Origin of the sequence: Thermovenabulum sp., from assembly GCF_049723235.1 — a bacterium.
Taxonomy (GTDB): domain Bacteria; phylum Bacillota; class Thermosediminibacteria; order Thermosediminibacterales; family Thermosediminibacteraceae; genus Thermovenabulum.
The window spans coordinates 81053-106758 of sequence record NZ_JBNARB010000006.1; the positions used below are offsets into that span (position 1 = coordinate 81053).

The 25706-nt window shown below is 35.6% G+C and carries 25 protein-coding genes and 1 other RNA gene; 1 reads left to right on the forward strand and 25 read right to left on the reverse strand.

What is annotated here, in order from left to right:
- Positions 1-8: 8 nt before the first annotated feature.
- The 8 genes from ACPLOV_RS04985 to hisS all read right to left on the reverse strand — a co-directional run bounded on the left by ACPLOV_RS04985 (position 9) and on the right by hisS (position 8088).
- Positions 9-956, reverse strand: coding sequence for an aldo/keto reductase (locus ACPLOV_RS04985; RefSeq protein WP_424909894.1), 948 nt, complete (start codon positions 954-956; stop codon positions 9-11).
- Between the two features lie 28 nt (positions 957-984).
- Positions 985-1239: an IreB family regulatory phosphoprotein gene (locus tag ACPLOV_RS04990; RefSeq protein WP_068749290.1), complete on the reverse strand. Its 255-nt coding sequence runs from the start codon at positions 1237-1239 to the stop codon at positions 985-987.
- Positions 1240-1250: 11 nt separating this feature from the next.
- A complete protein-coding gene (gene alaS, locus ACPLOV_RS04995) occupies positions 1251-3893 on the reverse strand; it encodes an alanine--tRNA ligase (RefSeq protein ID WP_424909893.1) in 2643 nt (880 codons plus the stop codon).
- 78 nt (positions 3894-3971) lie between these two features.
- Positions 3972-4406 carry a SoxR reducing system RseC family protein gene (locus tag ACPLOV_RS05000; RefSeq protein WP_424909892.1) on the reverse strand — a complete coding sequence of 145 codons (435 nt, stop codon included), beginning with the start codon at positions 4404-4406 and terminating at the stop codon, positions 3972-3974.
- 10 nt (positions 4407-4416) lie between these two features.
- Positions 4417-4728 (reverse strand): metal-sensitive transcriptional regulator, encoded by a 312-nt coding sequence (locus ACPLOV_RS05005; RefSeq protein ID WP_424909043.1) that lies wholly within the window; start codon positions 4726-4728, stop codon positions 4417-4419.
- Positions 4729-4796: 68 nt separating this feature from the next.
- Positions 4797-4979, reverse strand: a non-coding RNA gene (ssrS, locus tag ACPLOV_RS05010) — 6S RNA.
- A gap of 62 nt (positions 4980-5041) precedes the next feature.
- Positions 5042-6814, reverse strand: coding sequence for an aspartate--tRNA ligase (gene aspS / locus ACPLOV_RS05015; RefSeq protein ID WP_424909042.1), 1773 nt, complete (start codon positions 6812-6814; stop codon positions 5042-5044).
- Positions 6814-8088, reverse strand: coding sequence for a histidine--tRNA ligase (gene hisS, locus ACPLOV_RS05020; RefSeq protein ID WP_424909041.1), 1275 nt, complete (start codon positions 8086-8088; stop codon positions 6814-6816). The genes aspS and hisS overlap by 1 nt, the downstream gene beginning before the upstream one ends.
- A gap of 212 nt (positions 8089-8300) precedes the next feature.
- Here hisS and ACPLOV_RS05025 point away from each other — a divergent pair, with 212 nt between their 5' ends.
- Positions 8301-9458 (forward strand): S1C family serine protease, encoded by a 1158-nt coding sequence (locus tag ACPLOV_RS05025; protein WP_424909040.1) that lies wholly within the window; start codon positions 8301-8303, stop codon positions 9456-9458.
- A gap of 33 nt (positions 9459-9491) precedes the next feature.
- Here the strand turns inward: ACPLOV_RS05025 and ACPLOV_RS05030 are convergent, their stop codons facing one another.
- The 17 genes from ACPLOV_RS05030 to queA form a co-directional block, all read right to left on the reverse strand.
- Complete coding sequence (locus ACPLOV_RS05030; protein WP_424909039.1) at positions 9492-9686, reverse strand: hypothetical protein; 195 nt, start codon at positions 9684-9686, stop codon at positions 9492-9494.
- Between the two features lie 56 nt (positions 9687-9742).
- Positions 9743-10363, reverse strand: a complete 621-nt coding sequence (locus ACPLOV_RS05035) for an MBL fold metallo-hydrolase (protein WP_424909038.1) — start codon at positions 10361-10363, stop codon at positions 9743-9745.
- 20 nt (positions 10364-10383) lie between these two features.
- Entirely contained in the window at positions 10384-10833 is a 450-nt protein-coding gene (gene dtd, locus ACPLOV_RS05040; protein ID WP_424910736.1) for a D-aminoacyl-tRNA deacylase, read from the reverse strand.
- An 18-nt stretch (positions 10834-10851) separates the two neighbouring features.
- A complete protein-coding gene (locus ACPLOV_RS05045; RefSeq protein ID WP_424909036.1) occupies positions 10852-13011 on the reverse strand; it encodes a RelA/SpoT family protein in 2160 nt (719 codons plus the stop codon).
- A gap of 57 nt (positions 13012-13068) precedes the next feature.
- The gene (locus tag ACPLOV_RS05050; RefSeq protein ID WP_424909035.1) at positions 13069-13590 is read right to left on the reverse strand and encodes an adenine phosphoribosyltransferase; all 522 of its coding nucleotides are present in this window, start codon (positions 13588-13590) and stop codon (positions 13069-13071) included.
- 27 nt (positions 13591-13617) lie between these two features.
- On the reverse strand, positions 13618-16170 hold the full coding sequence (gene recJ / locus ACPLOV_RS05055) for a single-stranded-DNA-specific exonuclease RecJ (protein WP_424909034.1): 2553 nt from the start codon (positions 16168-16170) through the stop codon (positions 13618-13620).
- 114 nt (positions 16171-16284) lie between these two features.
- Positions 16285-17916: a vWA domain-containing protein gene (locus tag ACPLOV_RS05060; protein ID WP_424910737.1), complete on the reverse strand. Its 1632-nt coding sequence runs from the start codon at positions 17914-17916 to the stop codon at positions 16285-16287.
- Positions 17913-19211, reverse strand: coding sequence for a magnesium chelatase (locus ACPLOV_RS05065; protein WP_424910738.1), 1299 nt, complete (start codon positions 19209-19211; stop codon positions 17913-17915). Before ACPLOV_RS05065 ends, ACPLOV_RS05060 begins: the two co-directional genes overlap by 4 nt.
- Positions 19212-19280: 69 nt before the next feature.
- A complete protein-coding gene (locus ACPLOV_RS05070; RefSeq protein WP_424909031.1) occupies positions 19281-19595 on the reverse strand; it encodes a phasin family protein in 315 nt (104 codons plus the stop codon).
- An 18-nt stretch (positions 19596-19613) separates the two neighbouring features.
- Positions 19614-20480 (reverse strand): protein translocase subunit SecF, encoded by an 867-nt coding sequence (gene secF / locus ACPLOV_RS05075; RefSeq protein WP_424909030.1) that lies wholly within the window; start codon positions 20478-20480, stop codon positions 19614-19616.
- A gap of 13 nt (positions 20481-20493) precedes the next feature.
- Positions 20494-21735, reverse strand: a complete 1242-nt coding sequence (secD, locus tag ACPLOV_RS05080) for a protein translocase subunit SecD (RefSeq protein WP_424909029.1) — start codon at positions 21733-21735, stop codon at positions 20494-20496.
- A gap of 117 nt (positions 21736-21852) precedes the next feature.
- Positions 21853-22002 (reverse strand): six-cysteine ranthipeptide SCIFF, encoded by a 150-nt coding sequence (scfA, locus tag ACPLOV_RS05085; RefSeq protein WP_083947486.1) that lies wholly within the window; start codon positions 22000-22002, stop codon positions 21853-21855.
- An 86-nt stretch (positions 22003-22088) separates the two neighbouring features.
- Positions 22089-22472 (reverse strand): TIGR04086 family membrane protein, encoded by a 384-nt coding sequence (locus ACPLOV_RS05090; RefSeq protein ID WP_424909028.1) that lies wholly within the window; start codon positions 22470-22472, stop codon positions 22089-22091.
- A 61-nt stretch (positions 22473-22533) separates the two neighbouring features.
- Entirely contained in the window at positions 22534-22833 is a 300-nt protein-coding gene (yajC, locus tag ACPLOV_RS05095; RefSeq protein ID WP_424909027.1) for a preprotein translocase subunit YajC, read from the reverse strand.
- An 87-nt stretch (positions 22834-22920) separates the two neighbouring features.
- On the reverse strand, positions 22921-24030 hold the full coding sequence (tgt, locus tag ACPLOV_RS05100) for a tRNA guanosine(34) transglycosylase Tgt (RefSeq protein ID WP_424910739.1): 1110 nt from the start codon (positions 24028-24030) through the stop codon (positions 22921-22923).
- Positions 24030-24662 carry a transporter associated domain-containing protein gene (locus tag ACPLOV_RS05105; protein WP_424909656.1) on the reverse strand — a complete coding sequence of 211 codons (633 nt, stop codon included), beginning with the start codon at positions 24660-24662 and terminating at the stop codon, positions 24030-24032. The genes tgt and ACPLOV_RS05105 overlap by 1 nt, the downstream gene beginning before the upstream one ends.
- Positions 24663-24680: 18 nt before the next feature.
- The gene (queA, locus tag ACPLOV_RS05110; protein ID WP_424909655.1) at positions 24681-25706 is read right to left on the reverse strand and encodes a tRNA preQ1(34) S-adenosylmethionine ribosyltransferase-isomerase QueA; all 1026 of its coding nucleotides are present in this window, start codon (positions 25704-25706) and stop codon (positions 24681-24683) included.

Sequence of the window (25706 nt, forward strand, 5' to 3'; positions counted from 1 at the left end):
TGCCCCTTTTAAACAATTTTTATACAAAATTCAGGGCAGGCACCAGCACAGTAACCGCATAAAATACATTTGTTTTCATCTACATAAACTTTTTTGCCATATACCGAAAGAGCATTATATCTACATCTACTTACACAATTTCCGCATCCCTCGCACCATTCTTCAATTATTAGCCTTCTTTTTTCTTTCAATAAAATTTTTTCCACATCAGCCGGCACTTTTTTTCCTTCAAAAATGTGAATATTTGCAATAAGTTCTGATTTTGATTTTATTCCAACAGCGATGGAATGAAGGTAGGGAATATTTAAAACAAATTCAAAAGCTTTTTCTTTTTCCTTTATTAGATTTCCTCCACCCAAGCATTTCATTCCGTAAATACCTTTACCTTTAGTATATGCATATACAATAGCCTTTAGCATATCTTCTATTGTCCCATCTTTAATTCCAATTCCTTTAAAATTTATTAAAGGCTGAATTACATCGATTTCCTTCATCTGGGCTGCCGTTCTTACTACCTCCACCGTATGAGTAGAAACACCAGTAGCTTTAATCAGCCCTTTTTCTTTGGCTTCCAATAGGTAATCTAAAGCCTCTTTATGCCCCTGTAAAGTCAATCTGGATTCCTGTTCGTGTAACATAAAAATATCAATATAATCCTTGCCTATCTCTTTCCTTGCCTTTTCCACACTTTTTTTCATTCCTTCATATGTATAAGCGTAAGATTTTGTAGCAATGATAATTTCATTCTTTATTTTTTTTAGTGCTAAATTAATGTATTCATAATTTTTGTAATACTCCGCTGTATCAATAAAATTCACACCCAATTCAAAGGCTTCACAAATTAAATTTGCCCCTTCTTCAAGGGGCAAATTTGCTTGAAGCGGACCAATAGTCAAAGCTCCAAAACAAAGTTTTGAGACAATTAGATCTGTGCTTCCGAGTTTTTTATATTCCATAGTCAATACCTCTTCTTTTCATAATACTCTATTCTAATCCAAGGTATGTTTTAATTATTTCCTCCAGTAATTCGTCTCTTTCAATTTTTCTGATCAAATTACGTGCATTTTTATAACTCGTAATATAAGCTGGATCACCCGATAAAAGGTAACCGACAATTTGATTTATGGGATTATAACCTTTTTCTTTTAAGGCATTGTATACTTCTTCTAATATTTCCTTGACCGATTTTTTATCATCTTTTTGGATCCTGTACATCATGGTTTTATCAAAATTTTCCATTTTACTCCCCCTCAGGATAATAACCTGTCTTCAACAAATTTACGGGCAAAATTCAGGGCTTCCGAAATTTTTTCAGGGTATTTGCCGCCTGCCTGGGCAAAATCCGGCCTTCCACCACCGCTTCCACCGGCAATACGGGCTACTTCTTTAATTACAGTTCCTGCATTAATTCCCCTATCTACTAAATCCTTTGTAGCGGCGCAAATAAATACTGCTTTTCCCTCATTCTGAGACGCCAGGATAACTAAGGAAGGTTTAAATCTGTTTTTAATAAAATCACTTATCTTTCTAAGATCCTCTAAATTCATATCCTCCAATTCGCTTATTAAAACTTTTACATCCTTTACTTCTTCTACTTTTTCCAGTATTTCTTTTACTTTGTAATTTAATACTTTATCCTTTAATTCATCAATGATCTGTTCTTTTTCTTTCAATTGAGTAAATAAATCCTGTATTTTTTCCGGAATTTCGTAAACACCAACTTTTAAATAGTTGGATGTCCTTTCTAAAACTCGTTGATCTTCCCGTATTAAATTTATTAAATTTTTACCGGTAACCGCTTCTATTCTGCGAATTCCAGCTGCGATGCTTCCCTCAGACACAATCTTAAAAAGTCCTATTTCTGCCGTGCTTTTTACATGGGTTCCTCCGCACAGCTCCTTGCTGAAATCCCCCATGGCTACAACTCTTACCTTTTCCCCGTACTTCTCTCCAAATAGTGCAATAGCTCCTTCTTCTTGAGCCTCCTTTAATGAGGTATGCTTAATATTTACCGTAAGGTTATCCAAAATCGCCTCATTTACTATATTTTCAATTCTCTCAATTTCTTCTTCCGTCAGGGCTTGATAATGATTAAAATCAAAACGTAATCTCTCAGAATCCACCAGAGAACCCGACTGATTTACGTGATCGCCGAGAACAATTTTTAAAGCTTTATGAAGCAGGTGGGTAGCACTGTGATTCCTCATAATATTTTTTCTTCTTATTTCGTCTACTTCAGCATTTACTTTGTCGTTTATGCTCACCGTTCCTTCTTCCACTTTGCCTATATGGTATATTTTACCATCAGGAGTCTTCTTGGTATCTATTACTTTAAACCTGAAATTTTCGTTATATATATATCCTGTATCTCCCACCTGTCCTCCGCTCTCGCCGTAGAAAGGAGTTCTATCGAGGACTATAATGGCTTCTTTACCGGTATCCAATTCTGTAACGGGTTCTTTTCCTACAGTAATCATTTTTACCTGTGCCTCTGCCTTTAAACTGTCGTAACCTACGAATATTGTGGTATCCAAAGGTGCCAGCACTTCATAAAGCTCATCTACCGGGTATTCTTCTTTTCTTGCTGCTTTTGCTTTCTCCCTTTGTTTTTCCATTAATTCTTCAAAGGTTTTCTTATCAATGCCAAAACCTTTTTCCCTCGCCACATCCTCCGTTAAATCCAAAGGAAAGCCGAAAGTATCATAGAGCATAAAAGCCATTTCGCCCGGTAAAGTCTTCTTGCCATCCTTTTCTAATTCAGCTATGCCTTCTTTCAGTATTCTTAGCCCTTCACTAAGGGTTTGTCCAAAACGTATTTCTTCATTTTCTATAACCCTTTGAACGTAATCCTGACTCTTTTTAATTTCAGGGTACACGTCTCCCATCAGTTCAACAACTTTGGGTACAATTTTATACAAGAATGGATCATTCAATTCAAGTTCTCTCCCGAATCTGGCAGCCCTTCTTAAAATTCTCCTCAGAACATAACTTCTGCCTTCATTCCCGGGAAGAACGCCATCGGCTATGAGGAAAGTAACAGCCCTTATATGATCGGCTATAACTCTAAATGGAAATCCCCTGTCATCGCCAAAATATTTTTTACCTGTCATATTTTCTACAAACGCGATAATTGGCCTTAAAAGATCTGTATCGTAATTGCTGTAAACATTTTGCATAACCGTAGCTATTCTTTCAAGACCCATACCCGTATCAATGCTGGGTTTGGGAAGAGGAGTTAAATTTCCTTCTTCATCCCTGTTATACTGCATAAACACTAAGTTCCAGAGTTCTCTCCACCTGTCACAATCACAAACACCCAATTTACACTCAGGACTATCACACCTGTGTTCCTCACCGCGATCGATATATATTTCACTGCAAGGACCGCATGGACCCGTATCCCCCATTGCCCAGAAGTTATCTTTTTCACTCATACGTACAATTTTTTCCGGAGGAATTTTGGCTACTTCCTGCCATAAATAAAAAGCTTCGTCATCTTTTTCATAGATGCTTACCCAGAGTTTTTCCTTAGGGAGCATCAATACCTCGGTCAAGAATTCCCACGCATAAGCGATGGCTTCTTTTTTAAAATAATCCCCAAAGGAAAAATTGCCCAGCATCTCAAAAAATGTGTGATGTCTTGCAGTTCTGCCAACGCTATCCAAATCATTATGCTTACCACCAGCTCTTACGCATTTTTGTGCGGTAGTGGCTCTTGTGTAGGGTAATTTCTTTATGCCTAAGAATACATCTTTAAATTGATTCATTCCTGCATTTGTAAATAATAATGTGGGATCATTATGAGGTACCAAGGATGAACTGGGAACTCTTTGGTGCCCTTTGCTCTCAAAAAAACTTAAAAACTTTTCCCTTATCTCATTGCTGCTCATCATATCAAATAACCTCCATACAGCTACGCATTTGAGAAGAATTATATAGAAAATGTTAATCCTTGTCAATTACATTAATCATTATTTACTAAATTTATCAATAATATTTACAATTTTGCTTTTATAAATCTGGCTTTTTTCAAACCTTCGATTGTTAAGGTAAATAAATAGATATGAAATTGCCAATCCTATTATTCCGGTCAATAAGGCAAAGGGCTCTTTAAGTTTTATATTCAATAAAGGCGCAAATTCATATCCACCTGCCACACCTAACAAAAATACTATTAAAGGAAAAAGATACATTATAAATGTAGCAGAAATTACTCCTTTCGCTTCCATTTCAATTTCTACAAGCTGTCCGCTTTCGACTCCGATAGTATCTTTAGCCCAAACTATCAATCTTTTCTTCTTTGAGCTTTCGGGGCACCCCTTGCAGGAACCGCAGGCCGATCCCCTTAAAACTTCTAATTCCGCTTCGTCATTTACTTTTCTTAAGACCAATGCTTTTTCCCGCATAAAATTCACCTCATTTTAAAAATTTTTCAATTAATTCCATGAGTTCATTAATTTTTTCTTCCTCTTCATGAGTACCTTTAGAATTTAATACACATCCCTTTGTATGTTCTCTTAATATTATTAGTCCTACTTTTTTTAAAGCTGCCCTAACAGCAGCAATTTGATTTAATACATCTACACAGTATTTTCCTTCTTCAATCATTTTTTCAATACCCTTTATTTGGCCTTCAATCCTTGAAAGTCTAACTTTAATATTTTCTTTTTTATTAAGATAAGAGCAATGATGGTGCTCCAAAGAATCCCCCTCCTTTATATACCCCATAAGGGTATAACCTTTCAATTATAATTATATTATTTTAATTCTTCTTTGGCAATCTATTATAAAATAAAAAAATCCCCGCCATGCCGTGTACTGACAAGGAACAGAGACCCTCTCTCCAAAGGTGGGTGCCCTCCTAAATGCTTCTTGCTTCCCTTAACAAAGGGCATGCATTCCACATTTAGAGCCCGGGCTCCCGATGTCATGGTGTTGGCTCTTTCCTCTGTCAGGTTCCACGCACACAGCAGGGAATCCTTCTTTTATTATTATATTATCACACCACTATCTCAATATCAAGATAAGGGCTTTTCCAATTTCAGGCGTCAATTTTTATATGCAGCTCCCTCAATTGCTTCGGCTCTACTTTTGCAGGTGCTTCTGTCAGCAAACAAGTGCCGTTTTGCGTCTTTGGAAAAGCAATGCAATCTCTAATGCTTTCCAACCCTAAAAGAAGCATTACCATCCTGTCAAGTCCATAGGCAATTCCTCCGTGAGGAGGTGTTCCGTACTCAAAAGCTTTAAGAAGGAACCCAAAATTATTCCACGCCCTCTCCCGGGTAAAACCAAGTATTTCAAACATTTTCTCCTGAAGTTCAGTTCTATAAATTCTAATACTTCCTCCTCCCAGCTCAACCCCATTCAAAACTATATCATAAGCCTTTGCCCGCACTTTTTCCGGTGAAGTATCCAGAAGCGGGATGTCTTCATCCATAGGAGAAGTAAAAGGATGATGCATCGCAACAAATCTCTTTTCTTCCTCATCCCACTCTAAAAGAGGAAACTCTACTACCCATAAAAATTCCAATGCATTTTTATCAATCAGATTCAAAGTCTTCCCCAGATATAATCTCATTTGTCCCATCTGTTGAGCGACCAGGTTTTCATTCTCATCTGCAATAAAAATAAGCAAATCTCCCGTTTTTGCTCTCATTTTTTCTACTATACTCTTTAGCTCTTCTTCCTTAAAAAACTTCGCTATAGGAGATTTTATACCTTCCGAAGCAAGAACGATCCAGGCAAGGCCTTTTGCTCCGAATTCTTTTGCCTTTTCCACCAGCTCGTCTATTCCTTTTCTGGAAAATATATTTGCTCCGTCTTCTATGTTAATTCCTCTAACCCTTCCTCCTTTTTCCGCTACCTCTCTAAAGACTTTGAACTCGCTGTTTTTGATTTCTTCAGTAACATCAATAATCTCCAGGCCAAATCTCAAATCCGGTTTATCCGAGCCGTATTTTTCCATCGCTTCTTTATATGTAATTCGTTTAAAGGGAACCTTTATTTCTTTACCACTTACCGTCTCTACAACATATTTTATAAGTCTCTCATTCAAACCAATGACATCATCCACATCTACAAAAGACATTTCAATATCCAGCTGTGTGAATTCCGGTTGTCTATCAGCCCTTAGGTCCTCATCTCTGAAGCAACGAACAATTTGATAATAGCGTTCAATGCCCGATACCATTAATATTTGTTTAAAAAGTTGTGGCGATTGCGGTAACGCATAAAATGTTCCCGGATTTAATCGGCTGGGAACTAAAAAATCCCTTGCTCCTTCAGGGGTACTTCTTGTAAGCATAGGTGTCTCTACTTCTATGAAACCTTCTCCATCAAGGAAATCCCTGATAGCCTTATTTACCCTGTGGCGAAAAATAAAGTTATTTAGCATAACAGGCCTTCTTAAATCTAAATACCTGTATTTCAGCCTTAGACTTTCATCTACTTTTATGTTATCCTCAATTGGAAAAGGAGGAGTTTTGGCGCGGCTCAATATTTTTATTTCTTTAACAAATACTTCAATGTCTCCTGTATCAATTTTGGGATTTTTGTTCTCTTGTGGTCTTTCTTTTACATCCCCTTTTACGGCAATGACGTATTCACTTCTTAGATCTCCCGCTAATTCAAAGGCTTCCTGGCTGTAATCTTCGCTAAAAACTACCTGTACTATACCGCTCCTATCTCTTAAATCAATAAATATAACGCCTCCCAAATCCCTTCTTGTTTGTACCCATCCGGTTAGCACAACCTCTTTACCCACATCTTTCATACCCAGACTACCGCAAGAATGAGTTCTCTTCATTCCTTCCATTAACAACAACCCTTTCTAATATTATTAAATAAAAATTCAAATAAATCTTTATCGCTTAACTTCCGCTGTTCTCCATTAGATAAATCTTTTACTGTAAGAAAATTATTTTTAATTTCTTCTTCGCCTACAAAAATTGCAAATTTTGCTTTTAGTTTATCCGCATATTTCATTTGCCCCTTTAAACTTCTGTTCATGTAATCTATTTCCGCGGATAATCCTTTTCCTCTTAATTCAAATAACAATTTATATGCAGTTTCAAAACTTTCATCATCGAGTACAGCTAAAAAAACATCCACTCCTTTTTGAGGCAGATTCAAAAGACCTCTGTTTTCAAGAACATTTATAAGCCTCTCTATTCCCATTCCAAAACCCGCTGCCGGAATATGAGGACCCCCGCATTCTTCAACAAGACCGTCGTATCTTCCTCCTCCGCAAATAGTATTCTGAGCTCCTAAATCCTTAGATATTATTTCAAATACAGTTTTAGTGTAATAATCAAGTCCTCTAACTATCATTGGATCTACCGCAAAATCTATTTTTAGAGAATATAACAGTCTTTTTACCTTTTCAAAATGATCCTTACATTCATCGCATAAAAAATCTAAAATTTTAGGGGATTCTCCAAGTATTTGTTTACAATTATCGTTTTTACAATCTAAAATCCTCAGAGGATTTCTCTCTAATCTTGCCCTGCAAGTATCGCACAAACTTTCCCTTTTAAAAGAAAAGTAATTCTTTAAAGCTTCCCGGTAGTTTCCCCTGCATTTACTGCATCCAAGGGTATTTATCCTTAAATCTAAATCTTCCAATCCAAGACCTTTCAAAAACATCATAGCTAATCCTATTACCTCTACATCTACCGCAGCGTTATCCGATCCAAAGACCTCAACGCCGAATTGATGAAATTCTCTCAATCTTCCCGCTTGAGGTCTTTCGTATCTAAATCCGGGAATGATATAATATAATTTTAAGGGCAGGGATTGATTGTAAAGTTTATGCTCTATAAGAGCTCTTGCACAGGCCGCAGTACCTTCCGGTTTTAATGTTAAGCTTCTCCCTGACTTATCGTTAAAAGTATACATTTCTTTTTCTACTATATCGGTTGTTTCGCCCACTCCTCTTAAAAATAGTTCCGTGTGTTCGAAGGTAGGAGTCCTTATTTCTTTATAACCAAAAATATCACATATCTTTCTGAATTCACTCTCTAAAAATTGCCACTTATTTATTTCATCGGGGAGTATGTCCTTTGTCCCTCTCGGCGCCTTAGTTAGCATTTCATCAGCCCCTTTATAAATTTGCTACTGATAAACAATATATTTAAAATATAAATTAATGTCAATAATTTAGGATAAAATATGAAGTAAAAATTTCACAAAATCCTAACAAAATTTACACACAATTTATAAATTCTTGCTGTAAAATTAACCATGAAAAAGGTATTAAAATAGATTGTATTAAAAAACTTTTAAAAGGAGGTTAATCAGTTATGAAGGTTTTTAACAGATATAAATACTTTGTTGCAGTGCTTATCGGATTTGCACTGGGGATAGGTGTAGTTACCGGAGGATTTTTCGCATATAATTTCTTTTATCCATCAAAATCCGTTAAAGCTGGAAACTACGCAACAAATTCATCCTTTTCCCCTACACCTTATTCATTGCCCAGCATTCCCGATATCGTGGATAAAGTAAGCGACGCGGTAGTTTTCATAGAAACCACCGTCCAAACACAAAGTTCTTATAACCCCTTTATTGACGATCCTTTTTTCCGTTTCTTTTTCGAAGATATTCCTACCCCCTCAAAAATCAATAAAAGTGTAGGTTCAGGATTTATCATAAGTCCCGATGGATATATTTTAACCAACGAGCACGTTATATCCGGTGCTACTGAGGTATCGGTGACAGTAAAAGGATACGATAAACCCTTTAAAGCGCAAATTGTTGGAAAAGATTTTGATCTTGACTTAGCAGTATTAAAAATAAATTCCTCAAAAGCTTTACCCTACATCCCCATGGGTGATTCGGACAAAATGCGGGTCGGTGACTGGGTAATAGCTATAGGCAATCCTTACAGGTTAGACCACACAGTTACGGTAGGAGTAATCAGCGCAAAGGGACGTCCTATCACAATTCCGGATAAATCAGGTAAACAAAGGGTGTATACAAACCTTATTCAGACGGATGCAGCTATTAACCCCGGAAATAGCGGTGGTCCTTTAATTTCGTTAGAAGGAGAGGTTATAGGAATCAATACTGCGATAAATGCTGAAGCTCAGGGGATTGGTTTTGCAATACCAATAAACACTGTAAAAAACGTTCTGGACGAGCTCAAAAAGGGCGGCATAACCCGTCCTTACATTGGCGTAGGGCTTCAGGATATAACTGAAGATTTAGCTAAATATTTCAACTTAAAAAATACCGACGGAGCACTTATAAGCTATGTGCAGCCTGGAAGTCCTGCATATACGGCAGGATTAAGGGAAGGAGACATAATCCTTAAAGTAAATAATAATTCTGTGAAAAATGCAAACGATGTAGTAAATATTATCAAAAATTCAAAGGTAAACGATACGCTGGTATTATTGATACTAAGGGATGGCAGGCAGATGTACTTAACCGTTAAGGTGGGCAAGAAACCCGAATAATATTTAAATAGACTCGAGGAATTCCCCTCGAGTCTATTTTTTTCCTTTTTTATAAAAAATTTTGAAAGGATTATTTTCGTATTCATCCGTTTCACTGAATTTTTCTCTTAATCCCTTCACCACTTTTACGTCGATTTTTATATCATCGGCTATTTCTTCATCTTTTAATCCTTCTTCAAAAAGTTCTGCAATCTCCTGCAATTCTTCCTCGTGGGAATATAGTTTCATCTTACTTTTTTTCCTGGTCGTAATTACCCCTCCGTTCCCCATTAAATTACGGGAAATTACCTTAAAAAGGGGTTGGTCATTTTTTCCTCTCCAATAGTGGATGATATACCATGTCCGGGAAAAATTTTTATTTCATCTCCTAAGGGAAGAATTTTTTCTAATATAGATTTTTTAAGCATGCTGTAAGAACCGCCCGGAAAATCCGTTCTCCCAATAGACCCGGCAAACAATGTATCTCCCGTAAAAAGCAAATCTTCAATCTTGATGGAAATACTCCCCGGCGTATGTCCCGGAGTATGCAAAATTTCCAACCTCATTTCTCCTATTAGAATATTATCCCCATCCTTTAGAAAATTATCCGCCTCTTTCAAGCCAAAGCCCCTGCCTAAAAATATAGAAAGATTTTTTTCAGGATTTGTTATCATATCTTTATCCTTTTCATGAATGAAAAGCAGGGCATTTGTCCTTTCTCTTAGATAATCAGATCCTTCAATGTGGTCACAGTGCCCGTGAGTTAATATAATATGGGTCAAATCAAGCCCCTTTTCAAATATCACATTTAAAATTTTTTCGGGATTACCTCCGGGATCGATACACACCGCTTTATTTGTTTTTTTACAGCCAATAATGTAGCAATTCGCTAAAAGAGGACCTACCTGTAATGTTTCCAGAAACATTTTTTATCCTCCCGAAATTTTTAAAAAGTCTTTTTTGAATCCAGCAATATCGTGACCGGGCCGTCATTTTCCAGCTTCACTATCATATGAGCCTGAAATTGCCCGGTTTTTACGTTCTCTGTTTTTTCCCTGCAGAATCTAACAAACTCTTCGTATAAGTATATAGCTTTATCCTGAGGAGCTGCCATAGTAAAGCTTGGCCTTTTACCTTTTCGCACATCACCGTAAAGGGTAAATTGAGATACTACCAGAACCTCTCCTCCCACATCCAGTACAGAAAGGTTCATTTTACCCTTTTCGTCTTCAAAAATTCTGAGGTTAATTATTTTATCTGCCAAATATTCTGCGTCCTCCAGGGCATCTTCCTCTCCCACACCTAAAAAAACCAGTATTCCCCTGTTTATTGAAGAAACAACTTTTTCTTCTACCTCTACCATTGCTCTTGATACCCTTTGAACAACTGCCCTCATTTTTAATACTTCTCCCTTCTACTGATTCATAACCCTCTTTACCTCAAATACTCCATTTATCTTTTTTAATTTTTGAATAACATTTTCAAGATGTTGCTTGTCTTTAATTTCGAGAACAAGATCAATTACAGCAATTCCATTTTTGGTTGCTCTGGCATTTACAGCATCTATGGTGGTTTTCATATCTCCTATTAGATTAATTACATCCGAAAGGACGCCAGGTCTATCATAAGCAGATGCCTCAATTTCTACAGGATAAGAATTTTCTTTGAAGGTATCCCATTTAACCTCAATAAGTCTTTCTTTGTACTGGTTATTTTGAACATTAGGACAATCAAACCTGTGAATGGATACCCCTCTGCCCCTTGTAATGTATCCAACTATTTTATCACCGGGTACGGGGTTACAGCATCGCGAAAATTTGACGAGAATATTATCTATTCCTTCAACTATAACGGCTTCTTTTGAAATAACCTGTTTTTTGGATTTGGGGCTGATTTTTTCTTCAACACTGGGCTTTTCGGCTTTAACAGTCTTTTTGTACTCATCTAATATCCTTTGAAAAGCCTGAACGGGTGAAATTCCACCCAATCCTATAGCCGCAAAAAGGTCTTCTAAATTCTGCATACTCAGCTTTTTTAATAACCCTTCCATAAAGTCATGTTTAATGAGCTGGTACAAATCATACCCCTGTCTTTTTGCTTCCTTTTCTAAAAGCTCCTTGCCTCTTGTGATGTTCTCCTCTCTTCTTTCTTTTTTGAACCACTGTTTTATTTTGCTTCGTGCCTGTGCTGATTTAACAAATTTCAACCAATCCCTGCTTGGTCCGCTGCTGTGGGAAGATGTAAGTATCTCAACTATGTCTCCATTTGCAAGTCTATAATCTAAAGGGACCATTTTACCGTTTACCTTTGCGCCTATACATCGATTGCCAATATCGGTGTGTATTCTATAAGCAAAATCAATTGGGCATGAACCTGCCGGAAGATTAATAACATCTCCTTTAGGAGTAAATACATATACCTCATCGGTAAAAAGGTCCAGTTTTAACGATTCCATAAACTCCTTTGCATCTTTTAACTCCCGCTGCCAGTCCAAAATTTCTCTTAGCCAGGAAAGTTTTTTGTCAAACTCATCAATTTTAGAGCCCTCTTTATAACGCCAGTGGGCTGCAATTCCGTATTCCGCAGTTTTATGCATTTCATAAGTTCTTATCTGAATTTCTAAGGGTTCTCCTTTTGAATCAATTACTGTTGTATGAAGGGATTGGTACATATTGGGTTTTGGCATAGCAATATAGTCCTTAAATCTGCCGGGTATTGGTTTCCACAAAGTATGGACTACACCCAGCGCTGCATAACATTCCCTCACATTTTCTACAATAACCCTTACCGCCGTGAGGTCATAAATCTGATCAAAGGTTTTGTTTTGTTCTTTCATCTTTTTATATATGCTATAAAAATGCTTGGGTCTTCCCTGAATATCAGCTTTAATGCCTGATGATTCTAATTTTTGTTTGAGAATATTTATCATCTCATTTATGTGCTCTTCCCTTTCTTTTCTCTTCTTTGCGACTTTATCGACCAGATCGTAATAATGCTCGGGCTCCAGGAATCTAAAAGCAAGGTCCTCCAGTTCCCATTTAATTTTCGATATACCCAGCCGATGTGCCAGGGGTGCAAATATTTCTAAAGTCTCTATGGCTTTTTCCTTTTGTTTTTCTTCTGGCATAGATTTTAAAGTTCGCATATTGTGAAGCCTGTCGGCCAATTTTATTAATATTATCCTTATATCCTTTGCCATTGCCAGCAACATTTTCCTTAGATTCTCTGCCTGCTGCTCTTCCTTCGACTTGAACTCCAGTTTACCTAATTTTGTTACACCATCCACCAGTAATGCAATTTCTGGTCCAAAAATCTTCTCTATTTCTTCTATGGTATATTGTGTATCTTCTACCACATCATGAAGCAAACCGGCTGCTACCGTAACAGTATCCAATTCTAAATCCGCCAGAATCATTGCAACTTCCAAGGGGTGGAAAATGAAAAGCTCCCCTGACGCTCTATGCTGACCGTCATGGGCATTTTTTGCAAATTCATAGGCATCCCGTATTAATTTTAAATCCGCTTGAGGATTATAGGAACGTATTTTGCTTTCTAATTTTTCTATGTTAGTCATAAGATCCACCCCTTACGCTTCCCAAAAACAGTACTAAGTAACCTTTTTAAACGCTTTTTAGTATTGTATTAAAGAAAATACATCATAACCCTTGAGATTTTCCCTGCCACTTAATTCGGTAAGCTCGATCAAAAAGGCTACTCCAACCACTTTTCCTCCTAATTTTTCTACTAATTCTATTGTAGTAAAAATTGTTCCTCCCGTTGCCAGCAAATCGTCAACTACAAGTACTTTTTGCCCTTCCAAAATTGCATCCTTATGCATCTCTAAAATGTCAGTACCGTATTCAAGCTTATATTCAGCTTTTATGGTTTCTCCCGGTAGTTTTCCCTTTTTCCTTGCAGGAATAAAGCCTTTCCCTAATTCAAAGGCTAACGGTGCGCCTATTATAAATCCCCTGGCTTCCGGTCCCGCAATTAAATCAAAATCTTTTTCTTTGACAAGTTCAGCAAGGCCTTTTATTGCAGCTTTGAATGCTTCTCCATCTTTTAGTAAAGTTGTAATATCTTTAAAGCTTATACCTTTTTTTGGGAAATCCATGATTATCCTTATTTTTTCCTTTAACTGTTCCGGTGACATATTTATTCGCCCCCTTGAATTTGATTTTTAAAAAATAGTAAAGTTATTATAAAAATTAATTAAGTCCTTTTTTAAATTAAAAATTTCTTTTAATAAGCTGAATCCTTTTACCTGGCATTTTTTGTTTTGCAAACCAAGGTTTTTTAAAAAGATAGTATTTTCCTCAATATTAAAATCAATTATCTGAGATTCTTTTAAAATATTTAAAATATATAACATTTGTGGTATTTCTAACTTCTCTTTTAACCTGATATTAAAATTAATCAGGAAATCTTTTAATGGTTCTTCATAACAATTAGAATTGATTTTGGCGAAATTCTCCCTGCAATAATGTAAAAATGCACTGATAATACTTTTATCATTAACCAGGACATTTTCAAGAACCATATAATTATATCTTAAATCTTCTTTATTAAAAATAATGAAAACCGGAATATCACTGGCAATAATTACTTCCTTTTCATACTGAGAAATTGAAAAAGGCGGATCATAAAAAACCACATAGTCAATACTGTTTGATTTTATGTATTGACGAACTATTTCATTATCAAAAACCGGATTAATATATAAAATAATAAAATTTGTATCATCAAAAATCAAGCTTTGTGCCCCGTTATTTAAATTAAAAAGTATTTTTAGTTTACCCTTATTTTTTTCCTTTTTTGTAAAATAGTTAATAAATCTCCATGCTTGATAGGGTGTATGAAAATGCACTAAAACATTCCCATTCCCGGAAATTTCCTCTACAAATTTTCTCTTATTTTTTATCGTAGATACTATATTTACATTGTCATTAATATTTAATGTGCTATCCTTTTGTTCATCTAGTAAGTTTTTAAAATTTAATCTAAAAAATTCCCTGTAATATCCCGCTTCAATTTTCTTTAAAATTGAATCTTTTAAGTAGGGAATTTTCAAATCTTTTATTTTTAACTGCAGTTCCTCCCTCCCTCCCCAAACATTTATTTCTAAGTAAAAAGCTACATCAAGAAAAGGGGCCATTATCAATTTTTCTTTATAACTTCCGTAATTGTACCCGATACCAGTATATCTATTGCCTCTTTTAACAAATTCTATTTTCAAATGTTTTTCACCATTGCCCACGGTTTTAATACTTTTTACCGATAGATTTCTGCAGGAAAATATCGGTTTTGGATTCCCAAAGCCGAAAGGTTCTAACAGGGATAATTCCTTTGCTAAATTAATATCTATTTCTGCTCCTTTCAGATCCAAATCAATAGTTAATACTGGAATATGTTCTTTAATTTTCATCTCCCCGGCTATTTCATTAATTTTCCTTTTGAATAAATCTACATTGTCATTTTTAATTGTAAAACCAGCGGCCTGCTCATGTCCACCATATTTTTCGAAAAGATAAGAAATTTTGCTTAAGGCCTGAAAGATATTAAAGCCGGGAATACTTCTGCAGGATCCTTTGGAAAACTCTCCTTCCTTTGATATTACCACTGCCGGCTTGCAATAATTTTGTGTAATTTTCGATGCTACAATTCCAATTACACCTTCATGCCAATTGCAACCATCTACCACTATAACATTTTGCTTATCAATTTCTTCTTTTGTTATATTGTCTTCTACTTCTTTAAATATTTTACTTTCTATGGCTTGCCTTGCTTTATTATGATTATCCAGTTCCTTAGCCAGCAATTTTGCCCTTTCTTTATCTTCGGTTATTAAAAGCTCTACCGCAATTGCGGCATCAGCCATCCTTCCAGCGGCATTTAACCTGGGAGCTATCAGGTAGCTTATTTTCTCCACATCAATTTTTTCCGAAGTGCAACCCGCTATATCTAATAAAGCCTTCAAACCTATATTTTCAGTTTCTTTTAAGACCTCCAAACCAAGCTTAACAATTATTCTATTTTCATCCTGAAGCGGTACCAGGTCGGCAATAGTTCCAATAGCCACTATATCCAAATATTTTACTAAATCTTCTTCATTTAAAAAGGCCTGTAAAAATTTAAAAGCGACCCCCGCACCCGATAACTCTTTGAAAGGATAATTCGAATCAGGTCTCTTGGGGTCAACCACGGCATGAGCAGGAGGAAGTATTCCTTGAGTTTCATGATGATCAAAAATAATCACATCAATTCCCAGATCCGAAGCCATTTTAACTTCATCAAAACAAGCAATTCCATTGTCCACCGTAATAATAAGTTTGGTACCTTTTTTTGCCAATTTTTCAATGGCAATTACATTTAACCCGTATCCCTCATCATGCCTTGCCGGAATATAGTAATCAACGAAAGCCCCTTTTTTCTTTAAACCCTTGTAAAGTATTGCCGTGCCCGTAATTCCATCTACATCGTAATCTCCAAAAATTGTTATATTTTCTCCTTCTAATATTGCTTTGTTTATTCGCTCAATAGCTTTATCCATATCCAGCAAAAGTAAAGGATTATACAAATCTTCAAATTTTGGTTCCAGAAATTTCCTTATCTCTTCCTTCGTCTTAATGCCGCGTTTTGATAATATCTTTAAAATAACAGGATGAAGTTTTAATTCCCCGTTAATTACAAAACTCTCCTCTTTTATATCCCATAAATAATTGCCGTCTATCATAATTTTATCCCCCATAAGCTTTAAACAATAATATTATAATTCAACATGGGTTTCTTATCAACAAAAACCCGCCATAAAGGCGGGCTCTTTAAAAAAGATGAGTAAATTAATAAATTACTTAATTATTTTCCCACTTTTAACCAGAGCATACAAAAGATCATCTTTTCTTAATTCCTCTACGACATATAGTTTACCCTTTGCAGCCTTTGTAATTTTAGATAGACAATCTTTGTTTGGCTGCAATCCTATGCAAAAAAAATCGATTTTCTTTTTAGATATCTTTTCGGCGGCAATTATTGAATCTTTTAATGGGTCATTTGACCATAAAGGTACGGTTGGAATTCCGTCGGTAATCAAAATCATCAAAGGATTTTTTAGTTTTTTTGCATTCATATACTCGAAGCCTTTTTCAATCGCAAGAGCAAGAGGTGTAAGACCGGAAGATATCATACTAGATAAACCGGTATCTAAGTTTGTAAAATTTTTAGTATAGGGCACATAAATCTTTACTTCTTTATCCTGAAACGCCAGAACCGCTACTCTCTTTTTAGCAGTTAATAATATATGTTTTGCAAGAAATTTTGCACTCCTTAACCGATTTCCATTCATGCTTGCACTGGCATCAATTATTAAGCAAATATCCTGTTCCTTTTCTCCCAATCTCCTGTTTAAAATTATATCTTCCGGTTCTATATAAAATTTCTGTTTTTGTTGAAAGCTTCTTACCATTGCATTTTTAACAGTCTCCGGAATATCTATTTCTTCCATCCAATCTCCTTTGTTAATTTTTGAAGAAAAAGATATCCCTTTTTTTCTAAGTTCAAAATATTTTTTAGCGGAAACGCCTCCCCGTGTAATTTTTATATTTTTTATGAGTCTTTTCAATATTAACTCCAGCTCTTTGTAATTTTCTTTAATAAATTTCTTAAATTCCTCTCCTTTCCGGCTAAGTACAATACCTTTTTCACTCTTTTCTATAAAATTACTATTGCTGAGTTTTTCTATAATTGATTCCACATCAGCATACTTTTTTTTAAGCAAATTTAATTTTTCACCTTCCGAACTCAGATTTTCAAGAATTTCTTCTAATTCCTTCAAACTCCCCAAGAATTCCATCATTTCTACCGCATTTTCAAAATTTTCTCTATAACTTTCTCCTCTTCCTTCTTTTCCTTTTAAGAAGGAATCGGTTATAGACATGTATGGGGAAAGGTCTACCGGTGAATTTCCAACCTCATTTACAACTTTTTCTATCTTCCGGATCTCTACTTTTTCATCGGTAAGGAAATTTTCAACAGCTCTTACTATTTCAATCAATAAATCCAAGTCTTCATCCTTTAACATTAAGGCCAAATGCACGTGGTTCAAATGGTTCTTTTTTAATGTCTCGGTTTGTCCATAATCCAAGCTACCCGTTAATCTACCTCCTCCGGTTCCCGTTTGAATATCTATATAATTCATAATATCTTCTTTATTCTTTTTTAATAACAGCTCAATAAGACACTTTGCCAGCATTTTTACATTTACTTCTTTTACCTCATGGAATATATCTAAATGAATTATTTCATTTTCCTTTTCCCTCCTGTAAAAAATTACGCCAGCATCCTGGTTTTTTATTACTTTTACCACCTGAGGTTTTTCCGGAGAAATAACGTGGACCCTTTTACTGGCACAACAGGTTTCTCCTATCCTTACTCCATTTCCCTTCTTAAATTCCTCAATTAATTTCATAGAAAGAGGGTTCACTTTAGTTCCTCCTCAGTTTTTATTAATTCTTCTTCACCAATTTCATCTATGTTTTTTGCTTTTTGAGGTGGTGCCTTTATTTCTACACTGACAGGATTATGATTACTGCCCATGGTCTTGTATTTTTTTGATAAAAAAGGCCATCTCAAAAACTTAAACCTGTCAAAAATAATGCTTTTATTATTCCCGGCGATTTTTTTATTTATTTTTTCGGATTCTTCTGCTTTGTTTTTTTGAAAATAGGCAACTTCTGCTTCATCTCTTTTAACCCTGTTCATTGTTAGGGTATTTTCAATAAACTTGATTATTTCAAATACATTTTTTTCACTGGTTCTGTGCTTTAATGCGTACCTGGCAAGAAAAGTAACATCTTTTGGATTAACATCCCTATCATATAGGGCAGAAAGCATTTTTAATCCATTTATTACGGATTCAAGTCCCCTAATGCTTTCAAGATTAAAATTGACATAGCATAACGCTAAAGCATCTTTTATTTCCTCAGGAACCTGAAACTTTTCTATTCGTTTTTGGGAATCAATATATAAGTTCTTTTTCAATATTTCCGATAAGCCATTGTCTTTTATTTTTCCTTCAAGTATGGACTTTACAACTTCCGCTCCATGAGGCTTATCCACATAAACTACAAAATCAAACCTGTCAGAAAGCTGTTTTCTAACATCCTCCAAGGGCCCCGGTTCTTCGTCCGGATTGGAAGCAGCCCAAACCGTGACATTTACCGGTATCTCAATAGTAGGTAGTCCTACTTCTTCAATTTGTATTCTTCCGGGTTTTGTACCCATTACATCCAGCAGTATATCGGCAATTTCAGGCGAAATATCCGCTATCCTGTTTATCTCATCTATGAACAATATGCCCCTATTTGCCTTAGGAATAGTTCCTAAAAGCAAGGCTGCCCTTGGGTCATCCTTTGATGTTAACTTTTCAAGGTCGATGCTTCCTACCACTGTACCTTTTTTTGCCGAAGCGGAAATTTCAACAAAGGGCATTCTAATTTTTTCCACTCCGATTTTATTGATTTCTTCCATATTTAAATTTTTATGCTCCGGGCAATGGGGTGCTCTTGGATCACAGTTAAACTCACATCCTTTTATCCTTTCAATAAAAGGAAGAATGCTTTTATATGCCCTCATTATGGTGGTTTTGCCCGTTCCCCTTAATCCCTCTGCATGTACATGAATTGGATTTCCTGTAAAAGTGGATAAGACTGATATATCCAATATATCTATCAAGCTTTTATTTCCATCATGCACAACTATTTGAGAATATGTTTTCATCTTCTCACCCCTCCTTGTAAATATTTTTCCTCATATTATTTCCAATTAACAAAAAAAAAAAGAGGTAAATTATACCTCTTTTTTAAACTCGTCAATTTTTCTTTCTAACTCTTCAATTTTAATCTTTAATTCTTCTATCTCCTGTTTCCTCACCAGATTCATATTCTTGATTGCAACTTCTATTTGTTCATCTATTTTTTGCTGCAATTTCTTTTTTTCCTGTTCAATCCTGTCCACAAGGGTTTTTAAAAGATCTTTACCTTCTTCCTTTGAGACTTCCCCTTTTTTAACCAGTTCCTGAATTATTTCTTCAGCCTTTTCCTTGGTTAAAGCAACAAGCCCAATACCCGCATAAAGCCCCGTAGTTAAAAGGTCTTTTAACATACTTACCCTCCTTCAGCTTTAAGCGGTTTTTGCATCTTTCCTCCACATAGACCACAATGGACTTGCTATAAAAATTGAGGAATAGGTACCACTTAGAATACCAATGATTAAAGCCATGGTAAAATCTTTAATAGTCTCTCCACCAAAAAGATTCAGCGCAATAATGGTAAGTAAGGTGGTTAAAGAAGTGTTGATAGATCTTGCAAGGGTTTGTACAATGCTCATATTTGCAATTTCGTTGAAAGATACTTTTTTTGCGTTTTTCAAATTTTCCCTTATTCTATCAAAAACTACGATAGTATCATTAATTGAATAACCTACTACCGTTAATATTACCGCTATAACGGAACTATCAATAGGAACTCTAAAAAGTGCATACCAGCTTATAACAATAAGCACATCGTGTATTAACGCCAGTACGGCTGCGATTCCAGATTTAAACTCAAATCTAAAAGAAATATAAGCCAGCATTAAAATATTTGCGATGATTAACGCAACTATTGCCTGTTTTCTTAATTCGCTGCCGATAACCGCATCAACCTTTTCCGCCCTTATCAATTCTATTTTTGAAAATTTATTCTTCAAGCTCTCCGTTATTTTTGACTGTTCATCCTTGGATAAAACCACGGTTCTAATTATCAATTCATTTCCATCGTCTCCAGCTTTCTTTGCTTCAAAATCTTTAATATTCAAATCGGTTAGCGTTTTTCTTACTTCAGAAAGTTCATAATTCTGTCCCATATTATAGTGCAAAATCGTACCTCCGGTAAAATCAATACCCCAGTTTAAACCATGAATGGCAGTGGAAATTAATCCTGCAAATATTATCGCCAGTGAAATGGAAAACCATATATATTTTCGTTCCATTATTTTATATATTTTCACATTTATTCACCTCTTATGCGCTAAATAATTTTTTGTTAACAAAAAGTTTGGAAGCAATGATGTTTGATAAAAGCACCCTGGTTACTACGATAGCGGTAAACATACTGGTTAAAATACCTATTATCAGTGTAACGGCAAAACCTTTTATTGGACCGCTACCAAAGTAAAAGAGGACAGCTGCTGCAATAATCGTAGTAATATTCGAGTCCAAAATAGTAAGCATTGCCCTGTTAAAGCCAGAATCTATAGCAGAACGCAGCGTTTTACCATTTCTAAGTTCTTCTTTAAATCTTTCAAAAATTAAAACATTAGCATCTACTGCCATACCAATAGAAAGGATAAAACCTGCTATGCCAGGAAGGGTTAAAGTAGCTCCTATAGCTATAAAAACTGTTAATACAATCATTACATATATCATCAAAGCTATATCTGCAATAAATCCGGGTAGTCTATAATATAAAATCATAAATAAAACAACGAGGACCACACCGATTTTCCCCGCAGCTACACTCTTTGCAAGAGAGTCCGCACCCAACGTAGGACCTACCGTTCTTACCTCTCTCTGCACCAAATCAACGGGTAATGCACCGCCTCTGATTAATGCTGCAAGTTCTGCCGCTCTGTCAATACTCTCCAATCCCTCAATTACTGCTTCTCCATTAGTTATAACCGCTTTTACAACGGGAGCAGAAATTACTTCTTCGTCAAGTAATATAGCTATTGGTTGTTCTAAATATTTTTTAGTGGCTTCCGCAAATTTTTTTGCCCCGGTATCATCTAATTTAAGGCTTACCATTGGTTCATTTGCTTGTCCGTATATTGCTCGAGCATCTCTTACATTATCTCCGGTCAATATTACCGTTCCATCGGGTCCAACAAAACGCAAGGAAGCCGTTTTACCTATTATTTCAAGGGCTTTTTGAGAATCCTTTACGCCCGGTAATTCCACCCTTATTCGAGTACTTCCCTGTCTTGTAATAAGAGGTTCTGCAACACCCAGCTGGTCCACCCTTCTTCTAATTACCTCGACTGCACTGTTCATTTTCTCTTCATTCAATTCCTGTCCCGGTTTTGGTTCAGCTTCTAATAATACGTATACTCCCCCTTGCAAATCCAATCCAAGTTTTATAGATTTTGACAGAGGTTCTTGTTTGTAAGGACCAATTTTAATACCGTACAATAAAGTATAAGCCAAAAAAGCAGCTAAAATTAAAATGAGTGCGATTTTTAAGAGGCTTTTTGTCCTGTAATTCATCAATTTCTCCTCCAATCCCAAAAAGGTTGCATAACAAATTTATTATATCCCTTAAAAAAGAAGCAGTCAATAAACAACCAAATCCATATAAAGATTAAAAGGCCTTCGTCAGGCCTTTTACTTAATCTCTTTATTTTCGCATTCCTGATTGGCAACAGTGCAGGAGGTTTTGCAAGCTGATTGGCATGATGCCATGCATTCCCCGCAGCCTTTTTTCTCTAAATGATCACATAAATCCCCTTTGTGAATCTTGATTATATGTTTCATCCCACTTTTCCCTCCGTTTCTTATATGATACTACCTCTTATTAAGAATTCTTTTTTATTATACCAGAAAAAATATTACAAGAAAAGTTAAATATTTACACCTATTGCTCCGGATATTGCCCCGATCAAGAATCCAAACAAAACATCTAATAGTGTGGAAGAGGTTACACCTTCTTTATAAAATAATATTTTAACTATTATTATTACTGCAGAATAAAGTAGACCTATAAGACCTCCATTTAACCAGCCTTTTGATTCAATTCCCCTCGATGTAATAAAAGAAGAAACCGCAATGGACAAAGCCATTACAATTACAGCTAATTTAGATATAAATTCCTCGGGAATCGATGAAAAAAATATTACAATGCTAAATAAAAATAGCAAAAATACAGTCAATAAGAGAGCCAAAATTACCCCCCGAAATACCTTCCCTGTATCAACCAGGGGGCTTTTTTTCACCGTAATTTTCATAAAAGAGAACCTCCTTTCCTCAATAAATATATATTTGAGGAAAGGAGGTAGTATTCCAAAATCAAGCTTTATCTTTATTATCCGCTTTATCGGATTTTTTTAGAACGGTACCTATGGCAGAACGTGTAACTTTTATTTTGAGTTTATCTCCCACTTCAAGGGTAATGACATCATCTTTAATATTAAGTATTCTACCGTAGATTCCTCCTATTGTGATTACATCGTCTCCCTCTTTCAGGCTCTCCAGCATCATTTTTCTTTCTCTGTCCCTTTTTTGTTGAGGCCTTATCAGAAGGAAGTAAAAAATAGCAAAGATAAGTATCAAAGGTCCAAATTGCTGTAAAAAAATTGCACTATTCAACTAAGGATCACACCCTTCCCAAAATTACTATTAAAAAAATACATATTAGTTAATTCGATAAAATTTTTAAAAATCCTTTTTTTCATATCAATCCTCGTAACCAAAGTTTTTAAAAAATACCTCTTTTAACTCTAAAAGATAATCACCTTCAATTGCTGTTCTTATCTCTTCCATAAGTCTTAAAAGAAAATGCAGGTTGTGGTAAGTAGTTAACCTGAGGCCCAAAATCTCCCCCGCATTTAATAAATGTCTGATATAAGCTCTCGAATAATTTTTGCAGACATAGCAATCGCACTCGGGGTCAAGAGGAGAAAAATCTTTAGCATATACAGCATTTCTCACTACGAGTTTTCCCTTTTTTGTAAAAACCGTTCCATGCCTTGCAATTCTCGTAGGAAGAACGCAATCAAACATATCAATGCCCCTTATTACCCCTTCAAAAATCGCATCGGGAGAACCCACACCCATTAAATAACGGGGTTTATTTTCCGGTAAAAGGGGCACCGTATAATCTAAAACTTTATACATTTCCTGTTTTGGCTCACCTACGCTCAACCCTCCAACAGCATATCCTTCAAAATCTATACCTGTAAGGTCCTTAGCACTTTTTCTTCTTAATTCCTCAAACAGTCCTCCCTGTACTATACCGAAAAGTGCCTGATCGCTTCTTTTATGATGTTCCCTGCATCTTTCAGCCCATCTTGTAGTCCTTTCTACCGAGTTTTTAACGTATTCATAGGTGGAGGGATAAGGAATACACTCGTCAAAACACATTATTATGTCAGAGCCTAAGGAATTCTGAATTTCAATAGATATTTCCGGTGATATAAAATGAATGGAGCCATCGATATGGGATCTAAAAGTAACCCCTTCTTCTCTTATTTCCCTTAATTCTCCTAAGCTGAATACCTGGTAACCTCCGCTGTCGGTTAAAATAGAACCCTTCCAGTTCATAAACTTATGAAGGCCTCCAGCCTCTTCTATAAGTTTGTGGCCCGGCCTTAAATATAAATGATAAGTATTGCTTAATATTATTTTTGCCCCTATGCTTTCCAGTTCATCAGGTGTCATCGTTTTGACAGTAGCTTGCGTCCCTACCGGCATAAAAACGGGAGTATCAATCTCTCCATGGCTCGTAATAATTTTTCCTCTTCTTGCTTTTGTTTTCTCTGATACTTTTATTAATTCAAAGTTCACTAATCTTCCCCGTCCTTTATCTTTTTTATTAATAGATTTTTAATTAAACTTTCTTCCATAGAAATTATTGTAACTTCAGCGTCATTTATATAAAATACATCCTTTTCTTTTATTACTCTTCCTTCTTCATTAGCTAAATTAAAAATAACACCTCCTATAGTATTTCCCAAGTTCTTAGGAATTTTGACATTTGCCAATCTATTTACCTCTTCAACAGGCATTGCAGAATTTACCAGTACCCCTTCGCTGGAAAAGGATTTGCCCGGTGCAAAAATTCTATTGATTGCGAAAATCACTCCAATAGCTATAATACCCAAAAATATTTCCCAGGTGGATTTTGTCTCTATTATTATTTTCCTTGCAGTAGCATAAAGTAATACTTCTACTATACTCGAAGGCGTATGTCTCACAAGCATTATAACAAGCTCTAAACCTACTACCAATAGCAAGGCATGTCCTAAAAAGGTTTGTAATAGCGAAAAGGTCTGCAGTGGCGGCGTTTCATATATCATCCTGAAATATCTAACAAGATCAATCGAACCTACAATTACTCCAAATATAATAAAAAATGCCAGAAAAGCTTCCAATATAAACACGCTTTTAACAATAAAATTTGCTATTTTCTTTTTCAACACTTTCCTCCTTTCTATTTATACAATCAACATAGCATCTCCAAAGGAAAAAAACCTGTACCTATTTTTCACAGCTTCTTCATAAGCTCTCATTACTTTTTCCTTTCCCGCAAAAGCACAGACAAGCATTATCAAAGTCGATTCGGGTAGATGAAAATTTGTAATAAGAGCATCAACGGTTTTGAATTTATATCCGGGATAAATAAATAAATCGGTAAAACCTTTTTGGGGAACAACAAATCCATCCGGATCGCTTACAGTTTCTAAAGTTCTTGTTGTAGTTGTCCCCACCGCAAATAACCTTTTCCCTTCTTTTTTTGTAGTATTAATAATATCCGCAGTTTCCTGGGTAATTTCATAGTATTCGGCGTGCATTTTGTGTTTTTCTATCTCCTTAACTTTAACAGGTCTAAAAGTGCCAAGACCTACATGCAAAGTTATATAAGCTATTTTTACACCCTTTGCTTTAATTTTTTCCAGTAATTCTGCGGTGAAATGAAGTCCAGCCGTAGGTGCTGCAGCTGAACCAGGACGTGTAGCGTAAACAGTCTGATACCTATCTTTTTCTTCGAGTTTCTTTTTTATATAAGGAGGTACAGGCATTTCTCCCAGTTTGTCCAGAATCTCTTCAAATATTCCCTCATAAGAAAATTCTACTATTCTTCCTCCCGCTTCAGTGTAATCAATCACCCTTGCTTTTAATAAACCATCACCAAAAATAAAGTTTTTCCCTAATTTCGCCCTTCTCCCAGGTTTTACCAGAACTTCCCATATATTTTCCTTTATTCTATTTAATAAAACAAACTCAATGGTGCCCTTGGTGTCTTCTCTTTCACCAATTAACCTGGCGGGTATCACCTTGGTATTATTTAATACCAGGCAATCCCCTTCATTCATGTAATTAATTATCTCATAAAAAATTTTATGTTCCATTTCGCCGGTTTCCTTTTTTAACACCAGAAGCCTTGATTTGTCCCTTTCTTTTAATGGTTCTTGAGCAATTAGTTCCTCGGGTAATTCGTAGTAAAATTCTTTTAAATCCAT

Coding starts and splice junctions, on each gene's coding strand:
- ACPLOV_RS04985 (WP_424909894.1), bottom strand. CDS start 956: ATGGAATATAAAAAACTCGGAAGCACAGATCTAATTGTCTCAAAACTT.
- ACPLOV_RS04990 (WP_068749290.1), bottom strand. CDS start 1,239: ATGGAAAATTTTGATAAAACCATGATGTACAGGATCCAAAAAGATGAT.
- alaS (WP_424909893.1), bottom strand. CDS start 3,893: ATGATGAGCAGCAATGAGATAAGGGAAAAGTTTTTAAGTTTTTTTGAG.
- ACPLOV_RS05000 (WP_424909892.1), bottom strand. CDS start 4,406: ATGCGGGAAAAAGCATTGGTCTTAAGAAAAGTAAATGACGAAGCGGAA.
- ACPLOV_RS05005 (WP_424909043.1), bottom strand. CDS start 4,728: ATGGGGTATATAAAGGAGGGGGATTCTTTGGAGCACCATCATTGCTCT.
- aspS (WP_424909042.1), bottom strand. CDS start 6,814: ATGGAAGGAATGAAGAGAACTCATTCTTGCGGTAGTCTGGGTATGAAA.
- hisS (WP_424909041.1), bottom strand. CDS start 8,088: ATGCTAACTAAGGCGCCGAGAGGGACAAAGGACATACTCCCCGATGAA.
- ACPLOV_RS05025 (WP_424909040.1), top strand. CDS start 8,301: ATGAAGGTTTTTAACAGATATAAATACTTTGTTGCAGTGCTTATCGGA.
- ACPLOV_RS05030 (WP_424909039.1), bottom strand. CDS start 9,686: ATGAAACTATATTCCCACGAGGAAGAATTGCAGGAGATTGCAGAACTT.
- ACPLOV_RS05035 (WP_424909038.1), bottom strand. CDS start 10,363: ATGTTTCTGGAAACATTACAGGTAGGTCCTCTTTTAGCGAATTGCTAC.
- dtd (WP_424910736.1), bottom strand. CDS start 10,833: ATGAGGGCAGTTGTTCAAAGGGTATCAAGAGCAATGGTAGAGGTAGAA.
- ACPLOV_RS05045 (WP_424909036.1), bottom strand. CDS start 13,011: ATGACTAACATAGAAAAATTAGAAAGCAAAATACGTTCCTATAATCCT.
- ACPLOV_RS05050 (WP_424909035.1), bottom strand. CDS start 13,590: ATGTCACCGGAACAGTTAAAGGAAAAAATAAGGATAATCATGGATTTC.
- recJ (WP_424909034.1), bottom strand. CDS start 16,170: ATGATAGACGGCAATTATTTATGGGATATAAAAGAGGAGAGTTTTGTA.
- ACPLOV_RS05065 (WP_424910738.1), bottom strand. CDS start 19,211: ATGAAAACATATTCTCAAATAGTTGTGCATGATGGAAATAAAAGCTTG.
- ACPLOV_RS05070 (WP_424909031.1), bottom strand. CDS start 19,595: ATGTTAAAAGACCTTTTAACTACGGGGCTTTATGCGGGTATTGGGCTT.
- secD (WP_424909029.1), bottom strand. CDS start 21,735: ATGAATTACAGGACAAAAAGCCTCTTAAAAATCGCACTCATTTTAATT.
- scfA (WP_083947486.1), bottom strand. CDS start 22,002: ATGAAACATATAATCAAGATTCACAAAGGGGATTTATGTGATCATTTA.
- ACPLOV_RS05090 (WP_424909028.1), bottom strand. CDS start 22,472: ATGAAAATTACGGTGAAAAAAAGCCCCCTGGTTGATACAGGGAAGGTA.
- queA (WP_424909655.1), bottom strand. CDS start 25,706: ATGGATTTAAAAGAATTTTACTACGAATTACCCGAGGAACTAATTGCT.